Annotated in this window: 25 protein-coding genes and 1 tRNA gene; 14 read left to right on the top strand and 12 right to left on the bottom strand. The window is 61.6% G+C overall.

Annotated features, from left to right (window positions below; genetic code table 11):
* The first annotated feature begins 1 nt into the window (after nucleotide 1).
* Nucleotides 2-325: a low molecular weight protein tyrosine phosphatase family protein gene (locus tag NKI97_RS13215; RefSeq protein WP_023678977.1), complete on the top strand. Its 324-nt coding sequence runs from the start codon at nucleotides 2-4 to the stop codon at nucleotides 323-325.
* A 70-nt stretch (nucleotides 326-395) separates the two neighbouring features.
* On the opposite strand, the gene NKI97_RS13210 is transcribed toward NKI97_RS13215, so the two are convergent.
* Together NKI97_RS13210 and NKI97_RS13205 are read right to left on the bottom strand one after the other, a co-directional pair.
* Nucleotides 396-581, bottom strand: a complete 186-nt coding sequence (locus NKI97_RS13210) for a hypothetical protein (RefSeq protein WP_023678976.1) — start codon at nucleotides 579-581, stop codon at nucleotides 396-398.
* A 7-nt stretch (nucleotides 582-588) separates the two neighbouring features.
* Nucleotides 589-774, bottom strand: coding sequence for a hypothetical protein (locus NKI97_RS13205; protein WP_023678975.1), 186 nt, complete (start codon nucleotides 772-774; stop codon nucleotides 589-591).
* Between the two features lie 176 nt (nucleotides 775-950).
* Here NKI97_RS13205 and rsmI point away from each other — a divergent pair, with 176 nt between their 5' ends.
* The 4 genes from rsmI to NKI97_RS13185 all read left to right on the top strand — a co-directional run bounded on the left by rsmI (nucleotide 951) and on the right by NKI97_RS13185 (nucleotide 3,728).
* Nucleotides 951-1,877: a 16S rRNA (cytidine(1402)-2'-O)-methyltransferase gene (gene rsmI, locus NKI97_RS13200; RefSeq protein ID WP_352834583.1), complete on the top strand. Its 927-nt coding sequence runs from the start codon at nucleotides 951-953 to the stop codon at nucleotides 1,875-1,877.
* The gene (locus tag NKI97_RS13195; RefSeq protein WP_352451879.1) at nucleotides 1,870-2,247 is read left to right on the top strand and encodes a YraN family protein; all 378 of its coding nucleotides are present in this window, start codon (nucleotides 1,870-1,872) and stop codon (nucleotides 2,245-2,247) included. Before rsmI ends, NKI97_RS13195 begins: the two co-directional genes overlap by 8 nt.
* 192 nt (nucleotides 2,248-2,439) lie before the next feature.
* On the top strand, nucleotides 2,440-3,408 hold the full coding sequence (locus NKI97_RS13190) for a complex I NDUFA9 subunit family protein (protein ID WP_352834582.1): 969 nt from the start codon (nucleotides 2,440-2,442) through the stop codon (nucleotides 3,406-3,408).
* An 83-nt stretch (nucleotides 3,409-3,491) separates the two neighbouring features.
* Nucleotides 3,492-3,728: a metallothionein gene (locus NKI97_RS13185; protein ID WP_254817997.1), complete on the top strand. Its 237-nt coding sequence runs from the start codon at nucleotides 3,492-3,494 to the stop codon at nucleotides 3,726-3,728.
* A gap of 307 nt (nucleotides 3,729-4,035) precedes the next feature.
* Here NKI97_RS13185 and NKI97_RS13180 read toward each other — a convergent pair whose 3' ends face one another.
* On the bottom strand, nucleotides 4,036-5,286 hold the full coding sequence (locus NKI97_RS13180) for a flavin-containing monooxygenase (protein ID WP_352451881.1): 1,251 nt from the start codon (nucleotides 5,284-5,286) through the stop codon (nucleotides 4,036-4,038).
* A 94-nt stretch (nucleotides 5,287-5,380) separates the two neighbouring features.
* Nucleotides 5,381-6,187, bottom strand: coding sequence for an undecaprenyl-diphosphate phosphatase (locus tag NKI97_RS13175; RefSeq protein ID WP_023678969.1), 807 nt, complete (start codon nucleotides 6,185-6,187; stop codon nucleotides 5,381-5,383).
* A gap of 162 nt (nucleotides 6,188-6,349) precedes the next feature.
* On the opposite strand from NKI97_RS13175, the gene NKI97_RS13170 reads away from it, so the two are divergent.
* From NKI97_RS13170 to NKI97_RS13130, 9 genes are all read left to right on the top strand, one after another.
* The gene (locus NKI97_RS13170; protein WP_023678968.1) at nucleotides 6,350-7,042 is read left to right on the top strand and encodes a glutathione S-transferase family protein; all 693 of its coding nucleotides are present in this window, start codon (nucleotides 6,350-6,352) and stop codon (nucleotides 7,040-7,042) included.
* Entirely contained in the window at nucleotides 7,023-8,183 is a 1,161-nt protein-coding gene (gene queG / locus NKI97_RS13165) for a tRNA epoxyqueuosine(34) reductase QueG (protein WP_352834579.1), read from the top strand. Before NKI97_RS13170 ends, queG begins: the two co-directional genes overlap by 20 nt.
* Nucleotides 8,180-9,088: an SDR family oxidoreductase gene (locus NKI97_RS13160; protein ID WP_352834577.1), complete on the top strand. Its 909-nt coding sequence runs from the start codon at nucleotides 8,180-8,182 to the stop codon at nucleotides 9,086-9,088. The genes queG and NKI97_RS13160 overlap by 4 nt, the downstream gene beginning before the upstream one ends.
* A gap of 56 nt (nucleotides 9,089-9,144) precedes the next feature.
* Complete coding sequence (gene mepA, locus NKI97_RS13155) at nucleotides 9,145-10,239, top strand: penicillin-insensitive murein endopeptidase (protein ID WP_502901473.1); 1,095 nt, start codon at nucleotides 9,145-9,147, stop codon at nucleotides 10,237-10,239.
* 121 nt (nucleotides 10,240-10,360) lie between these two features.
* Nucleotides 10,361-11,386: a glucokinase gene (locus NKI97_RS13150; protein WP_352451886.1), complete on the top strand. Its 1,026-nt coding sequence runs from the start codon at nucleotides 10,361-10,363 to the stop codon at nucleotides 11,384-11,386.
* A 119-nt stretch (nucleotides 11,387-11,505) separates the two neighbouring features.
* The gene (locus NKI97_RS13145; protein WP_352451887.1) at nucleotides 11,506-13,365 is read left to right on the top strand and encodes an ABC transporter ATP-binding protein; all 1,860 of its coding nucleotides are present in this window, start codon (nucleotides 11,506-11,508) and stop codon (nucleotides 13,363-13,365) included.
* Nucleotides 13,362-14,195 carry a 4-hydroxy-tetrahydrodipicolinate reductase gene (gene dapB / locus NKI97_RS13140; RefSeq protein ID WP_023678962.1) on the top strand — a complete coding sequence of 278 codons (834 nt, stop codon included), beginning with the start codon at nucleotides 13,362-13,364 and terminating at the stop codon, nucleotides 14,193-14,195. Before NKI97_RS13145 ends, dapB begins: the two co-directional genes overlap by 4 nt.
* A gap of 59 nt (nucleotides 14,196-14,254) precedes the next feature.
* The gene (locus tag NKI97_RS13135) at nucleotides 14,255-14,875 is read left to right on the top strand and encodes a 2,3-bisphosphoglycerate-dependent phosphoglycerate mutase (protein WP_352451888.1); all 621 of its coding nucleotides are present in this window, start codon (nucleotides 14,255-14,257) and stop codon (nucleotides 14,873-14,875) included.
* A gap of 73 nt (nucleotides 14,876-14,948) precedes the next feature.
* Nucleotides 14,949-15,033 (top strand) — tRNA-Leu (locus tag NKI97_RS13130).
* Nucleotides 15,034-15,166: 133 nt separating this feature from the next.
* On the opposite strand, the gene NKI97_RS13125 is transcribed toward NKI97_RS13130, so the two are convergent.
* From NKI97_RS13125 to NKI97_RS13090, 8 genes are all read right to left on the bottom strand, one after another.
* Nucleotides 15,167-16,342, bottom strand: coding sequence for a hypothetical protein (locus NKI97_RS13125; protein ID WP_352451889.1), 1,176 nt, complete (start codon nucleotides 16,340-16,342; stop codon nucleotides 15,167-15,169).
* 276 nt (nucleotides 16,343-16,618) lie between these two features.
* Nucleotides 16,619-17,056, bottom strand: a complete 438-nt coding sequence (locus NKI97_RS13120) for a DUF4087 domain-containing protein (RefSeq protein WP_352451890.1) — start codon at nucleotides 17,054-17,056, stop codon at nucleotides 16,619-16,621.
* Nucleotides 17,057-17,079: 23 nt separating this feature from the next.
* Nucleotides 17,080-17,517, bottom strand: coding sequence for a hypothetical protein (locus NKI97_RS13115; protein WP_352747342.1), 438 nt, complete (start codon nucleotides 17,515-17,517; stop codon nucleotides 17,080-17,082).
* A 181-nt stretch (nucleotides 17,518-17,698) separates the two neighbouring features.
* Entirely contained in the window at nucleotides 17,699-18,106 is a 408-nt protein-coding gene (locus NKI97_RS13110) for a lysozyme inhibitor LprI family protein (protein WP_352451892.1), read from the bottom strand.
* A 105-nt stretch (nucleotides 18,107-18,211) separates the two neighbouring features.
* Complete coding sequence (locus NKI97_RS13105; protein WP_352834571.1) at nucleotides 18,212-20,524, bottom strand: lysozyme inhibitor LprI family protein; 2,313 nt, start codon at nucleotides 20,522-20,524, stop codon at nucleotides 18,212-18,214.
* 38 nt (nucleotides 20,525-20,562) lie between these two features.
* Nucleotides 20,563-21,558 (bottom strand): PDZ domain-containing protein, encoded by a 996-nt coding sequence (locus NKI97_RS13100; RefSeq protein ID WP_352834568.1) that lies wholly within the window; start codon nucleotides 21,556-21,558, stop codon nucleotides 20,563-20,565.
* A 114-nt stretch (nucleotides 21,559-21,672) separates the two neighbouring features.
* Nucleotides 21,673-22,113 carry a hypothetical protein gene (locus tag NKI97_RS13095; protein ID WP_352451896.1) on the bottom strand — a complete coding sequence of 147 codons (441 nt, stop codon included), beginning with the start codon at nucleotides 22,111-22,113 and terminating at the stop codon, nucleotides 21,673-21,675.
* Nucleotides 22,114-22,146: 33 nt separating this feature from the next.
* Nucleotides 22,147-22,554 carry a hypothetical protein gene (locus NKI97_RS13090; protein WP_352451897.1) on the bottom strand — a complete coding sequence of 136 codons (408 nt, stop codon included), beginning with the start codon at nucleotides 22,552-22,554 and terminating at the stop codon, nucleotides 22,147-22,149.
* Nucleotides 22,555-23,064 lie beyond the last annotated feature (510 nt).

Genomic DNA, 23,064 nt, shown 5'->3' with positions numbered 1-23,064 from the left:
GTTGAAGAACGTTCTCTTCATCTGCAGCCAGAATCGCTTGCGCAGCCCGACGGCGGAGCAGGTGTTTTCCAAGCGGCGGGACATCGAGGTCGCTTCGGCCGGCACTAATCACGATGCCGACATTCCGTTGACGCATGAACTCGTCGCCTGGGCCGACATCATCTTCGTGATGGAAAAAACGCACCGCGCCAAACTGCAGCAGAAATTCAAGACAAGCCTGAAAAAGGCTCGAGTAATCTGCCTCGATATTCCCGACGACTATGCATTCATGGACCCGGCTCTGGTGGGCCTGCTGGAGGCGCGTGTCTCGAAGTATCTGGGTTGAATGATACATCGCGGAGCATTCGCAACCGCGCTTCGAGAACTGTCTCGACCGATCGCTAAGGTTTGCGGGGTCAAGCCTCGTGCTTGTGGCGGTGTTTGGCGCGATCTTTTTCGCTGGTCTCTCCGGAACGGGCCGGCTTGATCTCGCTTTTGTCGCGTGAGGCATGGTGCTGGTCGTCTGTGGAATGTGACGCTGCGCCATCGCGGGCGCTTTTTGTTTCAAGGCGGGTGATGAAAATGTCGAAGCGATTGGGCATCGTCCGGTCAGTGCTCCATCGTGCGGTCGGTTTCGTTTGCGGGCTTGCTCTCTGCCGATCGCTGGCGTGCAAGCGGCTTCTTGGCTCTGCCATCTGCGGCTTCGGCAGGCAGGCTCTTGTCGCATGGCGCGGCGAAGCGTTTGCGGCCGGCATAGTAGGGTTCGAAAACGTCCTGTATCGTCAGGCTGTTCATCCTGCTCCTCCCGAGATCAGGTGTAAAATTCGCCGGCAACGGTTTCGTTCCCTACTATGGCGAAGGCATGGCGGCTGGTTCACGTCGGCATCCCTTTTGGAACCAGGGCCTTTGCAACCCAGGCTTTTGCAACCAAGCGTGAGCCGTGCCAAACAGGGTCGAACGGAGTTGTGCAGGTGACCGGCGAATCGGCCAAACGCAGTTATGTGGTCGGGCTGACCGAAATCGCCGCCCGGCCGCTCGAGCCGGCGCTCTACCTGGTGGCGACGCCTATCGGCAATCTCGCCGACATCACGTTGCGCGCGCTGGAAACGCTCGCCGCCGCCGATATCGTCGCTTGCGAGGACACACGTGTCAGCCGCGTGCTGCTCGACCGCTACGGCATCCGCCGCCGCACCACCGCCTACCACGAGCACAATGCCGGCGAGGCCGGACCGAAGCTGATCGCGGCGCTGCTGGCCGGCCAAAGCGTAGCGCTGATCTCGGATGCCGGCACGCCGCTCATCTCCGACCCCGGCTACCGGCTGGTCGGTGAGGCGCTGGAACGCGGCATTCGTGTCGTGCCGATCCCCGGCCCATCAGCGGCACTTGCCGCTTTGACGGCATCCGGCCTGCCCTCGGACGCGTTTCTGTTTGCCGGCTTCCTGCCGGTGAAGACCGGGCAGCGGCTGACGCGGCTGGAAGCGCTGAAGGCGGTGCCGGCAACGTTGATCTTCTTCGAATCGCCGCGCCGGCTGGCCGAGACGCTCAGTGCCATGGTCGAGGTGCTGGGCGGTGCCCGCAAGGCGGCGATCGGCCGCGAGCTGACCAAGACCTTCGAGGAAATGCGGACCGGCACCTTGCAGTCGCTTGCCAGCCACTACGCGGCAGCCGACACGCCGAAAGGCGAAATCGTCATCTGCGTCGGTCCGGCCGATGCGGTCGCTGATGGACCGGCCGACATCGACCGGCTGCTGCTTTCGCTCGCCGCCGAGATGCCGGCCTCCAAGGCAGCGGCGGAAGCCGCCAAGATGACGGGTGGCCAGAAGCAGGCGCTCTATCGTCGGCTGCTCGACCTCAAGAATGCCGGAAGAGACGGGGCCGGCGGAGACGGCGATGGCTGAACGGCCGAGCGCCAGCCGGCAAAAGGCCTACCGGCGCGGCCATCACGGCGAATGGCTGGCGGCGGCGGCGCTGATGCTGAAAGGCTACCGGATTCTGGCCCGCCGCCACCGCACCAGGTTCGGCGAAATAGACCTGATCGCGCGGCGCGGCGATCTGGTGCTGATCGTCGAGGTCAAGGCGCGCCGCACGCTGATGGAGGCAATGGAAGCAGTCGGCCGTGAATCGGAGCGCCGCATCGAAGGCGCCGCCGATTTCTGGCTGTCGCGCCAATCCGACTACGGAAAATTATCGGTGCGCTTCGACATGGTGGCGGTACTGCCGTGGCGCTGGCCGGTGCATGTCGAGAATGTGTTTTACGGGCGAAACTAGGCCATTCTCGAAGTGGGGCCGTTTTGCTGCGCCTGCGGTTCAGATCATGGTTTGCCGATCTGTCAAGCATCCGCCCAGCGCTGACTGGAACAAAAGCGTTCCTGCGTTGTTCCTCAATCGTCCTGATGTTCGACGGGCTGGTTCAAATGCCGGCCAGGGCAGTCCTCGTGGCAGCTATGCGAGGACAAAGGGATGGCGAGGCAAATGGATCCCGACGATCTCAACCCGGAACGGATCGTCACCGTGTTCGGCGGAACTGGTTTTCTCGGGCGCAGGATCGTGAAGCGGCTCCTGGAAAGAGGTTTCACGGTGCGCGCCGCATCTCGCCATCCGGCTCGCGTGCCCCTGGTCTTTTCCTCGATTACAAGGATGCCCGAAGCAGTCGAGGCGGATATTTTGGATGCGTCCTCGATCGGGTCGGCCATTACCGGATCACAGGCGGTCGTGAATGCTGTCAGTCTTTACGTCGAGCACGGCGTCCAGACCTTTGAACGCGTGCATGTGAAAGCCGCGGCCGATCTCGCTGCCGCGTCGCGCGACCGCGCGATCGACCAGTTCGTCCAGATTTCAGGGATCGGCTCCGATCCTCAATCGGATTCGAATTACATAAGGGCGCGTGGGCGCGGAGAAGGTGCCGTGGAAAGCGCATTTCCCGGCGCTTTCATTGTGCGTCCCGCCGTCATGACAGGACCTGACGACGCTTTCCTCACGACCATTGTGAGGATGATACGCCTCCTGCCGGTCTATCCGCTGTTCGGCGATGGTGGCACACGGCTTCAGCCGGTCTATGTGGCAGACGTCGCAGAAGCAGTGAGCCGGCTGATCGACGGGCGAACCCAGGGTTCATCCATATTCGAATTCGGTGGCCCGCGTATCTATACCTATAAGGAACTGCTTCGGGAGATCGCCCGACAGCTCGATACGCACGTCAAGCTGATGCCGGTGCCGTTTGCGGTATGGAACGCCTTGGCTGGCGTCGCGGAACTCCTCCCGGCTGCCCCCATAACGCGCAACCAGATCGATCTTATGCGTCAGGACAATGTGGCAGCAATCGACGCGCCTGGCCTGAAGGAACTCGACATCGAGCCGCGGGATATTGACGAGGTGATCCGCGTGATCGAACAGCGCCGTCGCGTAGGCTCGCTCTCGTCTCCGGCTTAGGACGGCCCCCTGATCCTGGCGGGAACCTATCGCCGCGCGACAGGTTGGTCGAGCTTGAAGCCAGTGAAAGAAGGAAAAGAACTATGGCCAGATGCGATCAATGCGGGAATGACTACGACAAGGCTTTCAACGTGACGATGGCCGACGAGACCTACACGTTCGACAGCTTCGAATGCGCGGTCCAGAAACTTGCTCCGACGTGTCCGCATTGCGGATGCCGGATCATCGGACATGGCGTCGAACAGGATGACATCATCTACTGCTGCGCACATTGCGCCGCGGAGGAAGGCGCGAGCGCGCTGACCGATCGTGCGCCTTGACGCACCTCCTTTGGCGTCTCCAGGTCGACCATTCCGAACGACTGCGCCGGCTCATCCCATATGGCCAGTGCTGTCAGCACGACGACGACCAGCCGAGGTCAAGGCCGCCGCACGCTGATGGAGGCAATGGATGCAGTCGGCCGCGAATCGGAGCCCCGTATCGAAGGTGCCCGCGATTTCTGGCTGTCGCACCAATGGACTACGGAAAATTGTCGGTGCGCTTCGACAAAAGGCAGCGTGCGTCGTCTTGATCGCGCCAGAGCTGTCATGTTCTTGCACGTTCAAGAACCCGCGTTCGACGGCTCGTTTAGACGCCGTTCCGTGGCAAGTCGGCTCCCGCTTGGACAAGTCGCTCCACGACGGCGGCCGCCTCCTCTGGAATGGCCGGTATGGTGCCCGACTTCCGCGTCGATCCGAAATCGAGGCCGGCGAAAAAGAGACCTGGAATAGCGCTGACGCCGTCCTCGTGGACGGGCTGGCCGGCTGCATCGAGCGCGCCGGGGAGCCGGACCCATGAGAAATCGCCGGTGAAGCCCGTGCACCAGATCACTGATCTGATGCCGCTTGCCGTCCAGTCGAGGGAGCGGATCGGAGGATCGGGCAAGCGCGGGTCAACCGTCTCGGCCGGATCATCCTCGGCCAGTGGCGCATCGAGGCCGGCGCGCTCAATGTACCCGTCGACCAGGCGCTTGGCATTCGCGGAGACTTCGTCGGCAAATCGCATATGGTCGTCGAGCTCGTCGCCGAAGACGAGGTTGCCGTTCTCCACACCCCTGAAGCGGCCGAGCAGCACCACGCCCTGCGCGCTCAGCGATTGCAGGCTGATCGTATGGGTCGCGCCGACCAGCGCGCGGGCCTGCAGCTTGCCGGAGGGGAGGACGAGTTCCTTGCGCGGAACGTCGAGAAAACCGGACAGCGTCAGCCATTTAAGTATGTTGCCCCCGCGGTAGCGCCGCACCCAACGGCCGTTGCGGCTGGTCGCCAAAAAGACCACACGTCCTGCCAACGCCAGATCCTCGGCGATCTGGCCGCCCGACTGGCCGCTGCCGACCACCAGCACCGCGCCACTCTCGAACTCGGCCGGGTTGCGATAAGCCGAGGAATCGACTTGGCCAATTGCGGTTGGCAAATCCGCCGACCCTGCTGGCCGGACCTGCCGATTCTGGTCGCCGGTGGCGATCACCACGTTGCGCGCCAGAAATGCCCCGTCCGTCGTGGTGATGCGAAAGATCCCGTCGTCTCTCGTCAGCTCTTGCACCGGAGTTTGGGTGCTTACCGGCAGGCGGTGCCGCTCGGCATAGCCTTCGAGATACGCGACAAATTCGTGGTGGGTTATCGCGCCCCACGGCTCGGGCCCCTCGTAGGAATCACCGGGTAAGATGGAGCGAATGGTCGGCGAATTCAGTCGAAACGAGTTCCACCGCTGCGTTCGCCACGTCTCGCCGATCCGGCCTCGATCGAGCACGCGGTGGTCGCGGTCCTGCCGTTTCAAGAAGTAACTGACGCCGAGTCCCGCCGGACCGGCGCCAATAACGAGGGCGTCAAGAACTTCGCTCATGCATTCCCCCTGCCAACCATACGTCCACAACATCGTATGGCTCGGCTTCGGGCAAGAATAGAGTTCCGGCTGGGATTGCGCTATCCGCGCCGGCTCACCCCCAGATTGCCAGCCCCGCCAGCCCGACGATGCCGACGACCAGCCGCCACCAGCCGAACAGCGCATAGCCGTGGCGCGAGACGTAGTCGAGCAGGAAGCGCACGACGATCAATGCCGTGACGAAGGCGGCGACGAAACCGACGGCGATGATGGGCAGGTCGGCGCTGCTCAGCACATTGCGGTTCTTGAACAGGTCGAAGGCGAAGGCGCCGACCATCGTCGGGATGGCAAGGAAGAAAGAGAATTCCGCCGCCGCCCGTTTGTCGACGCCGAGCAGCAGCGCGCCGACGATGGTCGAGCCCGAGCGCGACGTGCCGGGGATTAGCGACAAGCACTGAAACAGCCCGATCTGCAGATAAAGCCTAGTCGGAAACCGCTCGACATCGTGGTAATACGGCTTCGGCTTCATGCGATCGACTAGCAGCAGGATGACACCGCCGATGATCAGCATGATGCAGATCAGCCGCGGCGATTCGAACAGCACCGTCTTGATGAAGTCATGCGCCAGCGCGCCGATAATGGCCGCCGGCAGGAATGCGATGAGAATGCCAAGGACGAAATGCCGCGTCAGCCGATCGTAGGGCAGCTCGAGCAGCATCTTCCAGAGACGGCGGAAATAAACGCTGAGGATCGCCAATATGGCGCCGAGCTGGATCAGGATCTCGAAGGCCTTGCCGGTCGAATGAAAGCCGAGGAAATGGCCGGCAAGAAGGATGTGACCGGTCGACGATACCGGAATGAACTCGGTCAGGCCCTCGAGCAGGCCGAGCAGCAGCGCTTCGACGACGGTCTGGCTTTCCATGGCAACCTCGGCGTTGGAGTGAGGGCTTGAGAAAAGGGCTTGCTTGTCATGGCGCGGAACTCCCCCTATAGGTCGCAGCACCCTGACAGCCCGCTGAATCGGGCGGCCAAGACTTACCGGCGCAGCCGGCGATTTGCCAGTGCGCTCTATTATCGCGGGACCATGCTGACGCTTTTCCACCATCCGATGTTCGCCAGCTGCCGCTTCGTTCGCCTCGCCTTTGGCGAGTATGGCGAGGAACTGGCGCTGATCGAAGAGAAGCCGTGGACGCGGCGCAAGGAGTTCCTGGCGCTGAACCCGGCCGGCACGCTGCCGATCCTGCTCGCCGAAGGCGACGTGCCGATCGTCGGCGCAGTGGTCATTGCCGAATATCTCGACGAGACGCGCGGCGTACTCAAGCGCGACAAGCGGCTATTCGCCGAGGATCCGATGGAGCGCGCCGAAATCCGCCGGCTGACCGACTGGTACCTCAACAAGGCGGAAAGCGAGGTTACCCGGCATCTGGTGCGCGAACGCGTTCTGAAGCCGGTCATGCCGGAAACGGCAGGCGGCGGATCGCCCGATTCGGCGGCGATCCGCGCCGCCCGCGCCAATATCCGCCAGCACATGAAATACACCAACTGGCTGGCCGGCACCCGTCATTGGCTGGCCGGCAACAAGGTCACCTATGCCGATCTCGCGGCGGCGGCAGCACTGTCGGTGCTCGACTATCTCGGCGAGATCGACTGGCGCGAACACAGCGCCGCGCGCGAATGGTATACAAGGGTGAAATCACGGCCTTCGTTCCGGCCGCTTCTGTCCGACCGGGTGCGCGGCCTGTCGCCGGTGTCACATTATGCGGATCTCGATTTCTGATACGGCAAAGCTGCGCGCGCTGATCGGCCGCGAGGCGCGGAATGCCGGCTTCGACGCCGTTGCCGTCACCACGCCCGATGCGATTCCGCAGGCGCCGGAACGGCTGGCCGAATTCGTTGCCGACGGCTTTCACGGCTCGATGGGCTGGATTGCCGAAACGCTCGAGCGGCGAGGCAAACCGACGACGCTTTGGCCAGAGGTCCGCTCGATCATCGTGCTGGCGATGAATTACGGCCCCGACCACGACCCACGCGACATCCTGGCAAAGCGCGACCGCGGCGCGATCTCGGCCTATGCGCAGAACCGCGACTATCATGACGTGATGAAGGGCCGGCTGAAGGAGATCGCCGGCAAGATCGTGGCGCGAGCCGGTGGGGACGTGAAAGTGTTTGTCGACACCGCGCCGGTGATGGAAAAGCCGCTGGCCGAGGCGGCCGGCCTCGGCTGGCAAGGCAAGCACACCAACCTGGTCAGCCGAACGCATGGCTCCTGGCTGTTCCTCGGCACCATCTTCACGACGGCCGAACTGGTGCCGGACGCGCCTGAGGACGACCATTGCGGCTCCTGCCGGGCCTGCCTCGACGTTTGCCCGACGGATGCCTTTCCGGCGCCTTACCGGCTCGATGCGCGGCGCTGCATTTCATACCTCACCATCGAGAACAAAGGACCGATCCCGCATGAGTTCCGGGAAAAAATCGGCAATCGCATCTATGGCTGCGACGACTGCCTGGCCGCCTGCCCGTGGAACAAGTTCGCCCAAGCCGCTTCGGAGGCAAAGCTTGCCGCCCGCGCGGACTTGCGCGAACCGCCGATCGCCGAGCTGCTGCGCCTCGACGACGCTGCCTTCCGCGTGCTTTTTTCGGGCTCGCCGGTCAAGCGCATCGGCCGCGCCCGTTTTATCCGCAACGTGCTGATCGCGGCCGGCAATTGCCAGGATTTGTCGCTTGCGGGCGCCGTCCGCGCGCTGCTCGACGACGCCTCGCCCCTGGTTCGCGGGGCTGCGGTATGGGCGCAGTCGCGGCTGGTGCCGGGTCGGGAGTTTGCCGAACGTGCCGCAGCCGCTTTGCAAGCAGAAGATGACGAGGCGGTGAGAGGCGAATGGCTTCTGGCCCTGCCAAAGCCGATCGAGGCGCATACATGACAAAAAAGCAGATTTTCATCTTCGGCGCCGGTTATTCGGGCAAGGCCTTCGCCCGCGCCAACAAGGATGCCGACACAGCGATCTTCGGTACAACACGGTCGCTGGAAAAATTCGCGGCGCTGCGGCAAACCGGTATCGTGCCGCTGCGTTTCGATGGCACGCTGACCTCCGAAATCGGCGATGCGCTTGGGAAGACAACCCATCTCGTCGTCTCGGTCGCGCCGGACGAGGCCGGCGACCCGGTGCTGGGTGCGGCTCGCGAGGTGGTCACGGCCAACATGCCGGAGCTCGAATGGATCGCCTATCTCTCGACCGTCGGCGTCTATGGCGATCATGGCGGAAATTGGGTGGATGAGGCCGCCGAATGCCGGCCAGTATCGAAGCGATCAGCGATGAGGGTTGCCGCCGAGCAGGACTGGCTGAAACTGGGCCACGACACCGGCCGGCCGGTGGCGATCCTGCGGCTTTCCGGCATTTATGGGCCAGGCCGCAACGCCTTGGTCAATCTGGAAAACGGCACCGCCCGCCGGCTGGTCAAGCCGGGCCAGGTGTTCAACCGCATCCATTGCGACGACATTGCCGGCGCGCTCTGGCATCTGGCCGAAGGCAATCGCGGCGGCATCTTCAACGTCACCGACGACCTGCCGGCGCCGCCGCAGGACGTCGTCGCCTATGCCGCCCGATTGATGGGCATTGAGCCGCCGCCCGAAATTCCGTTCGAGACCGCCCAACTTTCGCCCATGGCGCGGTCCTTCTACGGCGAGAACAAGCGTGTCGCCAACGCGGCGATCAAGGCGGCCGGCTTTGGGTTTCGCTTCCCCGACTACCGTTCGGCGCTCGACGCCATGTGGGCGAGCGGCGACTGGCGCGACGGCGAGGCGCGCAGCCCGATGAAACGGTCATGATCGATACGTTGCGCGGGGCGTGGTATGATGCGGTTCAAATCGCGGAGGGGTCCAGCTTGGGGAAGACGTTAAAGCGAGCCTTGCCCGGCAAAACACTGCTGCTTTCGGCAGCACTGGCCGTCACCAGCTTGACAGCGCCGGCAACGCAGACGGCGGGCGCCGAGGAACGGGCAAAAGACCTGTTTGGCGCCAAAAGGCTGCCGGCGGTCGCAGCAGCGCAATCGATCGGCTTCTACTCCAAAGGCTGTTTTTCCGGCGGCGTCGCCCTGCCCATGGACGGCCGGCACTGGGAGGTGATGCGACCGTCGCGCAATCGCCGCTGGGGCCATCCGGCAATGATCGCGCTGATCGAGAAACTGTCGCGCGACGCCGCTGCCGACGGCTGGCCGGGCCTGTTGATCGGCGACATTTCGCAGCCGCGCGGCGGGCCGATGCTGACCGGCCATGCCTCGCACCAGATCGGCCTCGACGCCGACATCTGGCTGACGCCGATGCCCGACCGCAAGCTCTCGGCCGAAGAGCGCGAAAACATCAGCGCTACCTTGATGGTCGATGAAAAAACCCATCTGGTGAAGGACGGCCTGTGGACGCCGATGCACACGCGGCTGTTGAAGCGTGCCGCGAGCTATCCCGAAGTCGAGCGCATCCTGGTCAATCCAGGGATCAAGAAGAAGCTCTGCGACACGGTCAAAGGCGACCGCGGCTGGTTGCGCAAGGTCAGGCCGTTCTGGGGCCACGACTATCACTTCCACATTCGCATCGGCTGCCAGGCTGGATCACCCGACTGCAAGGCGCAGGAAGCGACGGCGCCGGGCGATGGCTGCGACCAGGCGCTGGCCTGGTGGTTCACCGAGGGGCCGTGGCGCCCCAACAAGAACCCGGACAAGCCGAAGGCACGCGACGTGATGACGATGGCGAACCTGCCCAGACAATGCCAGTTCGTGCTCGACGCGCCGGCTCCGCCCTCGGCCGAAGCAGTCACCTACTATGGTGACGGCGTACCGATCGCAGCAGAACCCGCTCTCGCGGCAGAGTCTTCGCCGCCGCCGACGGTCGCAGCCGGCGCGGCAGCGCTTCCGGCCTCGGCGAACGCCTTTGTGGCGACCCCCGAGATCGGCATTCCGCTGCCGCGGCCACGACCGGGGCACTGATGCGGGCAGCGTGTTTGCTGTCTGCATCCGTGCATCTCCACTTCGAAAACCGATTTCCCTTTTTGCGGTCATGCGCTAGTCAACGAGAGAACGGCGATACGCGTCGGGAACGGACGAGAGCATGCCAGGCGTAAGCGACGACGACACTCTGTTGCGATTTCCGATCCTGATCGGCGACATAGGCGGCACCAATGCGCGCTTCTCGATTGTGCTCGACGCAAATTCCGAGGCCGGCGAGCCGACGATCGTCCAGACCGCCAACTTCAATACGATAGACGAGGCGATCCAGTCGGCCGTGCTCGACCGCTCGTCGGTCCGGCCGAATTCAGCTGTGCTGGCGGTAGCCGGTCCTGTCGAAAGCGACGAGATCCCGCTTACCAATTGCCCATGGATCGTCAAGCCGAGACAGATGTTCGCCAGTCTCGGTCTCAGCGACGTCGTGGTGCTCAACGACTTCGAGGCGCAGGCGCTGGCTGTCGTCGCGCTCGGCGAAGAGCATATGGAAAAGATCGGCGGCGACGAGCCGGAACCGAATTCCGGGCGGGTGGTACTCGGCCCGGGAACCGGGCTCGGTGTCGCCGGGCTGGTTTATGCGCTGCATCACTGGATACCGGTACCCGGCGAGGGCGGCCATATGGATATCGGGCCGCGCTCGCCGCGCGATTTCCAGGTGTTTCCGCATATCGAGAAGCTCGAGGGCCGCATCTCCGGCGAACAGATCCTGTCCGGGCGCGGCCTGGTCAATGCCTACCGGGCGGTGGCCAAGGCGGACGGCAAGCCGTCGCCCTTTACAACGCCTGCCGAGGTCACCGCCGCGGCGCTGGCAAAGAACGATCCGGTGGCCGAAGAGGCGCTGTCGATCTTCGTCACTTGCCTGGGGCGCACCGCCGGCGATCTCGCTCTAGTGTTCATGAGCCGCGGCGGCGTGTTTCTCACCGGCGGCATCGCGCAAAAAATCCTGCCGGCACTACGCACCGGCAATTTCCGCGCCGCCTTCGAGGACAAGGCGCCGCACAGCGCCCTGATGCGCAGCATGCCGGTCTATGTCATCACCCATCCGCTGGCGGCGCTTTTAGGGCTGGCCGCCTATGCCAGAAATCCGTCGCTGTTCGGCGTGCAGACGGCGGGGCGGCGCTGGCGGGTCTAGGACACAAGCTGCGCCGCGACGAAGTTTCGCCGTCCCCGGCCATAGGCAAGCCGCCATCGGGGCGTTAAGAGGTTGCCGAATTGCAGCCCGGCCGAACCGAAACCACAAAGCGCTCCAACTTGACACTTCCAGCACCAACCAAAGGGAAAGTCCGTCCCAGCGAGATCGTGGCGGTGATCCGCCGCATCATCGCCGAAAACAGCCGCGATTATCGCTGGTATTATGTTCTTGCCGTGCTGTGCCTGGTGACGATCGCGGCGACGACCGCCTTCACCGCCTGGATCATGAAGGATGTCGTCGACCAGATCTTCTATAAGCAGCGCGGCGATCTTATCGCGCTGATCAGCGTGTCGATCCTGGCCGCCTTCATGCTGCGCGGGCTGGCCAGCTACGGCCAGGCAGTGACGCTGGCCAAGATCGGCAACAATCTGGTGGCGCGCTACCAGCGCCGCATCTTCGACCATCTAATGAAGCTCGGCGTCGGCTTCTTCAACGACACCCGCTCGGGCCGGCTCGCCGCGCAGATCAACGAGAACGTCAACGGCATCCGCGATCTCCTGTCGATGACGCTGACATCGCTGGCGCGCGATGCCGTGTCGCTTGTCGCGCTGGTCGGCGTCATGATCTGGCAGGACCCGGTGCTCTCGGCGATGTCGCTGCTGATCGGGCCGCCCTTGATCTACAGTGTGACCTATCTGATGCGTCGGGTGCGTCGCATCACGCGTGAATCGGTGCAGATCAACTCGCGGCTGATCGGCGCCATGCAGGAAGCGACGCAAGGCATCGCTATCGTCAAGGCCTTCACCTTGGAAGACGAGCTGTCGCGCCGCATCGGCGGCCTCGTCGCCGGCGCCGAGCAGCGGGCAAACAAGATCGCCCGCGTCTCGGAACGGCTGACGCCGATCTCCGACATGCTGGCCGGCTTCGCCGTCGCCGGCGTCATCGCCTATTCCGGCTACCGGGCGACCGTCGGCGGCCAGCCGCCGGGCGCCGTCGTTGCCTTCCTCACCGCCCTGCTGCTTGCCTATGATCCGGCCAGGCGGCTGGCGCGCATGCAGGTCGGTATGGAAAAGTCGCTGGTCAATGCGCGCATGATCTACGAGCTTCTCGACCTTGAGCCGCAGCAGGGTGACGTGCCAGGAGCCGCCGAGGCGAAATTCACCTCTGGCGAAGTGCGCTTCAACAACGTGTCCTTCCGCTATGTCGAAGGGGCGCCGGTCCTGCAGGATCTGAGCTTTGTCGCCGCCGCCGGCAAGGTGACCGCCATCGTCGGAGCCTCGGGCGCCGGCAAGACGACGCTGGTTGCGCTGCTGCAGCGCTTCCACGATGTCGAGTCGGGCAGCATCGAAATCGACGGCCAGGACATTTCAAAGGTCACCAAGCATTCGCTGCGCGGCTCGATCGCCTATGTCTCGCAGCAGCCCTATCTGTTCGAAGGCACCATCCGCGACAACATCCGGTACGGCAGGCTGAGCGCCACCGACGCAGAGATTGAACGCGCCGCCCAACAGGCCGCGGCACACGATTTCATTCGCCAGCAGCCGCAAGGCTACGACACGCCCGTCGGCGAGAACGGCGTGACGCTGTCGGGTGGCCAGCGCCAACGCGTATCGATTGCCCGCGCTATCGTTCGGCAGGCGCCGATCCTGCTGCTCGATGAAGCCACCTCGGCGCTCGACAACGAGGCCGAGGCCCGCGTCCAGGAAGCGCTGACCCATGTCATGGAAGGGCGCACTACCATTGTCATCGCGCACCGGCTGTCGACGGTGGTCAATGCCGACCATATCATCGTGCTGGAGCAGGGCCGGCTGGTCGAACAGGGCACGCATGCCTCGCTGATGGCCGACCCGCACAGCGTCTATGCGCGGTTCCATCGGGTGCAAGGCAGGAAAGGGCTGGGGCTTGTCGACGACGGCAAGCCAATCCAGACTGCGGCGCAAAATGTCCGCGCGAAAAAGGCGGCCGGGAGACATTCATGAGCGACACGCCGACCGTTAGTGAAATGGGCCTGGTGGTGGTGGGCGCGGCCGGCCGCATGGGCCAGGCGCTGATCCGCGCCATCCACACGATTCCGGGCGCCCGCGTCGCCGGCGCCATCGAGCGGGCCGGTTCGCCCCATATCGGCAAGGATGCCGGCGAGCTGGCCGGCGTCGGCAGGCTCGAGGTGGCGATCGGCGACGATCCGCTGCCGGCCTTCGCCAAGGCCGACGGCGTGCTCGATTTCACCACGCCGGCGGCGACCGTCGAATTCGCCGGCTACGCGGCGCAGGCGCGCATCGCCCATATCATCGGCACCACCGGCTGCTCGGCTGAAGACAATGCCAGGATCGCGGCGGCGGCGCGGCACGCGACGGTGGTCAAGTCAGGCAATATGAGCCTCGGCGTCAATCTGCTGGCGGTGCTGGTTGAGCAGGCGGCGCGCGCGCTCGATGCCGACGATTTCGACATCGAGATCCTGGAAATGCACCACCGGCACAAGGTCGATGCGCCGTCGGGCACGGCGCTGCTGCTCGGCGAGGCCGCCGCTGCCGGGCGCGGCGTAGCACTTGCCGGCAACGATGTTCGCGTGCGCGACGGCCATACCGGCGTGCGCAAGGCAGGCTCGATCGGTTTCGCCAGCTTGCGTGGCGGCTCGGTGGTCGGCGACCACAGTGTGGTGCTGGCCGGTACCGGCGAGCGCATCACGCTTGCCCATCATGCCGAGGACCGGGCGATCTTTGCCCGCGGCGCGGTCAAGGCAGCCCTGTGGGCGCGCGGCCGCAAGCCGGGCCTCTATTCGATGCGGGACGTGCTCGGCCTGACAAGCTGATCCACAGATTTGGCTGATCCACAAGATTTGGCTGATCCACAAGATTTGAAGGAGCAAATATGTCGAGAACTCTCGTGCTCGTGCGCCACGGCCAGAGCGAATGGAACCTGAAGAACCTATTTACCGGCTGGCGCGACGTCGACCTGACCGAACTGGGTCATGCCGAGGCCAAGGCGGCCGGCGCCAAGCTCAGGGCGCGCGGCATGAAATTCGACATCGCCTTCACGTCGTCGCTGATCCGGGCGCAGAAGACCTGCCAGCATATTCTCGACGCCGTTGGCCAGAGCGATCTCGAGACCATTCGCGACCAGGCGCTGAACGAGCGCGACTATGGCGATCTCTCCGGCCTCAACAAGGATGATGCGCGCAAGAAATGGGGCGAGGAGCAGGTGCATGTCTGGCGCCGCTCCTATGACGTGCCGCCGCCCGGCGGTGAAAGCCTGAAGGACACCGGCGCGCGCGTCTGGCCCTATTACCTGCACGATCTGCAACCGCATGTGCTGCGCGGCGGCACCGTGCTGGTGGCGGCGCACGGCAATTCGCTGCGCGCGCTGATCATGGCGCTGGACGGCAAATCGGGCGAGGAGATCGTCAAGCTCGAGCTCGGCACCGGCGTGCCGATCATCTACACGCTCAACGCCGATTCCACGGTGGCGTCGAAGGAAGTGCTGGAGCATTGAGCCGGAGAAGGAACGCGGCTTTCAAAAAAGCGCGTTGACACTCATCCCTCGCCCGCTTAATGAGCGCGCACCAGCCCAGATGGCGGAATTGGTAGACGCGCACGGTTCAGGTCCGTGTTCCGCAAGGAGTGGAGGTTCGAGTCCTCTTCTGGGCACCAAATTCCCGTTTCGGACCGTCCAAGTAGGTCCGTAAGCGCTAAAAAAGCCCGGTTTTCCGGGCTTTTTTGTTGTTTCGTGGCCTTTTTGGGGTCCGGCCGGGTGAAGTGCTGCCCTTGCTGTTAAACGTGCCGGCTAGCGACAACAGACATTGCGGACGTAAGTGTTGCCATAAGTGACGTAGGCGTCGTCGGGGATCGCCCCGTTTTCCTTCATCGCCTTGGCTAGGTCCTTAGCGGCATCCTGGGCATAGGTGCCGCGTAGCGTAATGGCGAACCACCCGTTGGTGGCGAGGTAGGCGACAAGCGGGATTGATGCCGATCGCACATAGGCCTCCGTATCGGCGAGATTGTCGAAGCTCTTGACCTGGATATGACGCTGTCCGAAGGGGCCGCTCTCATACTGGTCGACGTAGACCCAGGTGTCATGCATGTAGCCGACCTGACCGCCTGCACGGACACGGTACCATCGCTCGACATTACCCAAGATTACGACTGCGCTGCCGTTTCGCACATTTGCGAGCGTGGCGGATCTTACCTCTGGGAGCGCCTTTAAAGGCGCCGCGTCCTGGGAGCGGAGAATACGGCCCGAGCGGGCTTGGGGAATAACGAGTGAAGGATTCGTGGAAGCAGGTGGCAAAGAGGCGACAGGCGGTTGTAACGGCGCTTGCTGGGAGGATGGCGTCGAGGATGGTGCCTGGCTTGCGACCTGCGGCCAGCTCGCTTCGGGTTCCAAGGTAACGACCTTGTACTTCGCCATCTCGCTCCTAGAAAGATAACGTATGTCGTCACTGTCATATTGCAGCGAAAGCTGAAGCAGAGCGGGGTCCACGCCCATTTCGATCATGTAGGTGATGATGTCGGCGGTCATCTGCTGGATGCCGGAAACGGCGTCCTTGCTGTTTACGGGAATGTCGCCACTGAATGAGGATCTATGGACGCCGATGGAACCCGGCTCGGCAAAGCGCACAACGCCACCAAGGAACGCCAGGGAACAGGCCGAAGCACACTCGACAGCCCTGAATTGAGCCGTGCTGAGGCGGAGCCTGCGAATAAGGCGGCCAAGCTCCATAGCCTTCTGGATATTGCCGCCGGGGGACTGGAAGGTGACAGCGACTGATGCATTGGACCGTGCCAGTGCCTCGAAGACCGATAGGTCGTCCTGATACGAGAAATCACCCGACACGAGGATATACTGGAATCCGGAGTCGGTCTGCCCGGCTTGAAACTGCAAACCGGCATGGGCCACCGGAGCGCCCAGCAGCATCGATGCAACAAACAACAGGACGCGAACGAAAGAGATGCGAGACATGGCCCATAATACCCCCAAGTAGCCTAGCTTCGGCGCACGACACTGTCGAATCCTCGTTGCAGATTTGGTGAGAGCAACTTCAAGTTTTGCCTTGGTCGGGACCACTAGTAAGGCGCGCCCGCCATCACCCCAGCCAATCCGCCTGGCGCCTTGCCGAAACAGGCCTCGGCGTCGGGCTCGAAACGGAAGAGTTGATGAAATCGTCGGCGCAGTAGTTCGGCAGCGTCTTGCTCAGCGAGGCGCCATTTGCTGACTGCGACTGGTTCCTGGTTATGCTTATCCGTCGGGGTTAGGCAGCGATCTGTCGTTGCGACAGCGCAGCAGCGGAAGGATTTGGCCCGAGATCACTCTGGTGATCTTCTGTTGCTTGGCGTTGGTTACGACGTTCATGCACGCACATCCGTAGCCGTGACCCGAACCAGGCACATTGGTCTCGACGAATTGCCGCTCGTCAAAGGCCGGCACATTGTCGATGCCTTTGGGATCCGGGCGTCCCTGCATCTGGATCCACCAATCCCCGTCACTGTCGGTCAGGACGAGGTTGCCGGGTGTCGGGCTGGAGTACCAGCCACAACGGCGCTCGGCATAGGCGGCGGCAGACAAGGACATGATGGTCAGGCAGAAACAGATTGCGAACAATGGACGCATGAGAATCTTCACCTCCCTTGAGCAAAGCAGGTAATGCCGCCGATAATCTGCGTTGACGCCGGTCACGAGGCGGCATGATTTTGTTAGCCTTATGGCCTCAACTTCGTGTCCACATTTTCTTCGATCAATCCGCAATGAAGCGTCACAGGCTTCCTTTGGACATCGCTTAGTGGACCGTCGATGAAATCGCAGTTGAGCAGATTGTCCGGGCTGCTCTTGCGCGCCGACGCAACGTTGACGTTGACCTTGGCCGGCCCGGCAAGCCAGTCGAGACGCTTCGCGTCGACCTTTGCGCCGCTGACGTGGGCGTGGCCCGCTGTACCCGGTATCTCCACCTCTTCGTCCTGCGGCGTGAGATCGATCTGGCCGATTTCGTTTACGCGCTTCGCGGCGCTCCGCTTCGGGTCGCCGTAATAGGAGGCGAAGACAACGATCCCCTCCTTTTCAGCCGCGAGCTTGGCAGCTGCCTTTTTGGAAAGCGTGACGTTGACGTCGAAGCTCATGTCAGCCTGGGCTGTTGCCGGCACGACACATGCCAACAGTACAGGATGCCGCAATCGTCATTGCGAGTGACGATTTATAGGGTTTCACGATCCGCCTCCTTCAAGTCTCTCACGCAATGATGATGCCCCTCGCATCCTTTCATGTCTGGCGGCGACGTCACGCTCGCCGCCGGCTTCATCGTGATCCGATCAGCTGTGGCATGTGTCAGTTCGCGGCCGGAACAGGGCAGCTCATGTCGCCTTCCTGGCATTTCAGATAGCCTTCGAAACCTTTGACACGGGATTGTGTCAGGCCGTCCATGCACTGCGCGATGAGCATTGGCATCATGCTTCCTCCGGCCGCGCCTGCGGTCTGGAAACTGCACTCCGCGTCGCGAAACTTGCCCCAATCCCGCTGTGCCTGAACAAGAAGCTTCTTGGTATCCGTATCGTCCTTCAGGCGGGTTTCGATCTGCTTGTAAAGCTCATTGAGCTTCTTGTCGGATTTCTGGAACTCGGCACCGAAGCACTGGTTCATGGTGGCCTGATCCTTGGCCTCGGCGCACTTGTCCTTGGCAAGGGCGAATGTCGGCGCAGCCAGAACCACGGCAGCAGTCAGTATCGCTATTTTCATCGATTTCCCTTTCCCGTTGCAGTCAAGCTCTTAAGTTGCTCAGCCCCGCCCTATGTTCTCTTCAGCTATCCGTCATTGCCACGGTCGGCCGTGCCCATGGCCTGATTATCTGGTTTTCATTGGATCAGCTTTGCCACCTTCGGCGACCGTGACGTTGCCGACCTTTCCTGAGCCGGTCAGCGTGCCGCCCTCCTTGACCATGACTTTGCCGGAGACCTCTCCGTCAACGACAAGCAGTCCCGAGACGGAAACGCCACCAGTCAACAATCCGGTCACGCGCAACTCCGCCCCAGACGCCACTTCGGTCATGCCTGAATATTTGTTCTTTCCGCTCAGCGTCAGCTTGCCACCGGCGACAACGAGGCCGCCGCTGTCGCCGGCGTCATCATAGTTCGCGATGGTTCCATCAAATTGCCCGTCGGCTTCTGTCAGGATCAATCTGCCCGCACCCAGATAGACCTCGCCTTTACCGGTAAGGGTGCGAATGGCCGTATCGTTCAGGGAGTGCGCCACTCCCCAGGGCTTCAGGTGGTTTCCTTTCTGGTCGAGGTTGAGCACACCGTCGACCATGACGCGCGATGAATGCTCGATGCTGGCCGGACCGGCCAGGGTAAGATACCCATCGGCCGCGATATGGGTTGTGCCGGTATAAGTATTGGCCCCGGTCATGCGCACGTCCGCGTCCTTCTCGATCGTGAAGTCGCCGGCGCCGGAGACGATGCCGGCCAGTCCGAGCCATCCGTTGCTTCCAGCATCGCTGGTCGCGCGATTCAACTGCACTTGATCCTTGGCAGCCGCGTCTGTCGTAAAGTTAGCAGCGCTGACAAAATAGGGTGAATATGCGGTCGTCCTGTTTTCCAGATCATTCATTATGGAATTGGACTCGAAGAATGGCAGACCGAGAATGAGACCGCCGACTTTCATCTCATCGCTTTGGCGGAGAATGTCGACATCATCATATTCACGGTTATTTATACCATCATCGAATCCAAAAAACTTGAAGTCGACTATCTCATCACCGAATTCAGCAATATTAAGTCCTCTCGACTGAAGCTTACTCAAACTAGATTCTGTTGTAATATAAATGAAGCTTGTCGTTCCTGTATCCAATAAAACAGGTCCACTGAAATCAACCGATTGCTTCTTTCCCTTATGATCAAAGGAAATTTTATAACGGTAAGACCCTTCGTACTGACTGGATGCATTCGCGCCTGATCGCGGGAATCGTCTCTGGAGGAATTCGTAATCCAGTTCGCCCCACGGTATCAGGGCCGTAAACTGGGATCTCAGACTGGGGGACAAATTCAGCGTCAGGCAGGGAGCGCAGCCCGGTGTCGTCCTCTTTCCAAGATTTGCATTGGCGGAGACCACATAGCCGCTTTGCGTCTGACTGCCAGGAGCGGCGGTCTGGTCCCCCTTATCGATAAAATCGCCGGCTCCAAAGACGCCGTAAAACGGCGCCTCGTTACCGGGTTCGCCATTCTTCATGCTCTTGCGCGCATCAAGATCCGCATAAACCGGCGTATCGCCATGGTGGCCCACGGGCTTTTGCGTCACATTCGCATCCTCGAAGTCGCCGAAATCCTTGGTGAAGACGTAATCCACCACCCGACCTACGCTAAAGCCGCCGTCAAAGGTTACGGCAGGCTCTGAGGGATCATCTGGATCGTAATACGACAGGCTGTTGACCCGGGCCTGTTGTACCCAACCTCCATAGGTGCCGTTTCCATAGGGGTACATTTCGGGCTTGCTGCCGCGCACCGGCTCTACGCCAGGGACACTCGAATCGATCTCAGCGTTGAACTCATCCGACCCGGTGTCGAATTCGAACAGACGAGGCTTGGCACCATTGATGCCCAACGCAATCCCGAGTTTATGGTAGATGACTTCATCGCTGCCGGTTCCGAGGTGCCCAACAACATGTTGCAATGGAATGGGTATCGGGTCGGCAGCCTGGGCAAGGCCGGTCTGGCCGTTCTCCTCGGCCACGGCAGGTACGGCATGTGATGTGTTCGCTGCCGGAACGGGGCAGCTCGCATCGCCTTCCCTGCATTCCAGGTAACCCTCGAAATCTTTGACACGGGATTGCGTCAGGCCGTCCATGCACTCCGCGATGAGCGTTGGAATTGCGCTTTCTCCGGCCGCTCCTGCGGTCTGGAAACTGCACTCTGCGTCGCGAAATTTGACCCAATCCCGCTGTGCTTGAACGAGAAGCGTCCTGATATCCGCGTCGTCGTTCAGCCGGGTTTCGATCTGCTTGTAAAGCTCGTTGAGCTTCCTGTCGGATTTCCTGGACGCGGCATCGGCGCACTCGTTCGGGGTGGACTGATCCTTGGCGGCGTCATTGCACTTGTCCTGGGCAAATGCGAAAGCCGGCATGGCCAGAACGATGGCAGCGGTCAGCATCGCGGTTTTCATCGATGTCCTCGGTCTAGAACTGCCGGCACGGTCGGCCGCTAATTGGCATCGTCATCGTCCGATCCGTCAGCGTCGTTACTGTCATCCGACGCATCGTCATTACTGTCGGTGCTGTTTTCGTCTTCACCATCTGCCGACGGGTCGTCATCGTCATTCTGATCGCTGGAATCGTCCTGATCATCGGAATCATTGTTGTCAGTGCTGTCATCCGACGCATCGTCATCCGTGCTACCGTCGTCGGTGTCGGTGCTGTTCTTGTCATCATCACCGTCTGTTGAGTTTTCATCGTCGTTCTGATCGCTCGAATCGTCCTGATCGGAACTGTTGTCGTCGGTACTGTCGGCCGGGCTATTGTCGTCAGTGTCGGTGCTGGTATCGTCGTCGTCAGCATCGGGAGAAGACACATTTGCGTCCGGATTGGCGTCGCCAGGCTGCGAGTCGTCCTCGCGATAGCTCGTGTCATTGAGGCCCGTCTCCATCTCGTCGTCATACTCATCGACGATCTGTGTCCACTCCTCTCGATTGTCGACGCTCGTCCATTGCGAGATATTGTTGACCGAGATGTTGGTGTTGAAGTTGTTGACGGTGATGTTGGTGTTGACCTCGACGACATCTGCGACTTCTGTCCCGCGGTTCACGCCAAACAGGAAACTGGTGGCACTCGCGGCAAGGGCGGCCCAAACGAGTCTGTCGACATCAAGCGGCGTCGAAATCGGTTGATGCCGCACTGTGGCAAGCACGTCACCCGGTCGGATGCCTTGCCGCGCGGCAACCCCATGGGGTGCAACGGCCAAGACATACACCCCGCGAAGCTTGGGCGGGATCTGGTAGCGGTGCCGAGAGGCGTGATTGATCGGTATCAGAACCGCATCAAGAGCCCGGGAGATGTAGGGTTTCGGCAGATCATACTTGCTGGCATACGCAACATTGATCGTGTGCGGGACAGCTACACTCACAACAGCCGTCATTTTCACTGAAGTTGCCAATGCGCGGGCGAACTGCATTATCAGTCTGGATTTTCGAACGGTTTGCATTTTGCACGTCCTGCAGCTGATGATTGGAGTCGATCTCAGAGCCCCCGGCGCCGCGGAGCGCTCACCAATCATTCTCCCCCTGCACCAACGGTCAGCGGCAATTTCCAGCGATCATCACCGTCGTTCCGTAACTTCCTCGGCAAAACACTTTGCCAGGTCTTGCGGCGCTCCGAGCTTCTTCGCCCAGGACACCAGTTCAGGTTTCTCCGACGGATCGGCATAGCCGCCCCATACGTCGCGAAACTGCTTCTTTCCGTCGACTGTCTGGAAGAACATCACGCCGTCGTCGCTCACCGGCGTGGAGACGTAGGCGGCGCTCCAGCTGCCGCTCTCCATGATCGAGAAGAACTTTGCCTGAGCGGGCTTGAACTTATTGGTCATCGCCGAGACGACGAGAGGGGCATATTCCTGCTTGCGCGCCTTCGTCACTTCGACCTTTATACCGTCACAGGCGTTATTCGCAGCGAAAGCGGACGTCAGCGCCATTCCCAACCCCGCAAGGCCGACCATAACGATTTTGGCATGTCGCCGGACCAGGCCGCTGAATTCAGACATGATTGGCTTTCTCCTTGTTCGCCCCCGAGTCCCTTAATCGGAATCGTCATCGTCCGATGAACTGTCGTCGTTCGATGAACTGTCATCGTCCGGTGTATCGACCTCGCAGCCGATGCCGCGGCAGCCTTGGTAGTTGCCTTGCGTATCGAAGTTGGGATTGCCTTCTCTGTCGTACTGCAGCCTGTCGTCGATACTTTGATCCCCGTCATCAGGATCGTCGACTTTACATCCGAGCCCATGGCAGCCGATGTAACGGCCCCTGGTATCGAAGTTGGGATTGCCGTTCCTGTCGAACTGCGGCCGGTCGTCTATCTTCCGGCTCCCTTTATGGGACCGATCAACCAGGCAGCCCTTTCCGCGACAACCATCGTAGTCGTCGGTGGTACAACCGACGATCGCCATCAAAGCAGTGGCCAAGGCCGCACAGATTACGAGTTTCATGATTCATTCCTCCGACTGGCTGGCGGCGGACATCGTCCATATCGGAAGGCCATTGCAGGCGGCGATCCTCGCTTTTGCCGCGACGGCTGGCGCCAATCGGAGGAGGGCAAAGCTTCGCCGGCCATCAAACGAGAGCCAGGATGTGGGCGATGCATTCGACGACTTAGCCGACGGTTGCCGTAATCTCTTGTGGGAGGGAACGCTCCCAGCGGGGGCCGCCGCATTAGCGACTGTCAACATTCCTCTCCCTGCTTAGTGCCCCTTCCGCCCAAGCATGTTTCAACGATCCGCTGACGCGGCTGTGCTTCCAAGAAATGCATCCGAGTCAGCCTATGACAAGGACAAATCCCAATATCGCAGGATTGAATTTTGCAAATGCTTAATAATTCGGAATCAGCACGGACTATCTTAGCAGATACTGAAATGTGATCAGTAGCAAGATTCCGGAATGCTTCCTTAGTTTTGCTCTCATTAAGCCGAGTTAGTGCAAGTAATATTCTATGTTGTTTT

The organism is Mesorhizobium sp. M0296 (genome assembly GCF_040321675.1).
Lineage (GTDB): Bacteria > Pseudomonadota > Alphaproteobacteria > Rhizobiales > Rhizobiaceae > Mesorhizobium.
Note: the sequence above shows the minus strand (reverse complement) of the source record. Positions and strands in the feature narration are given on the sequence as shown.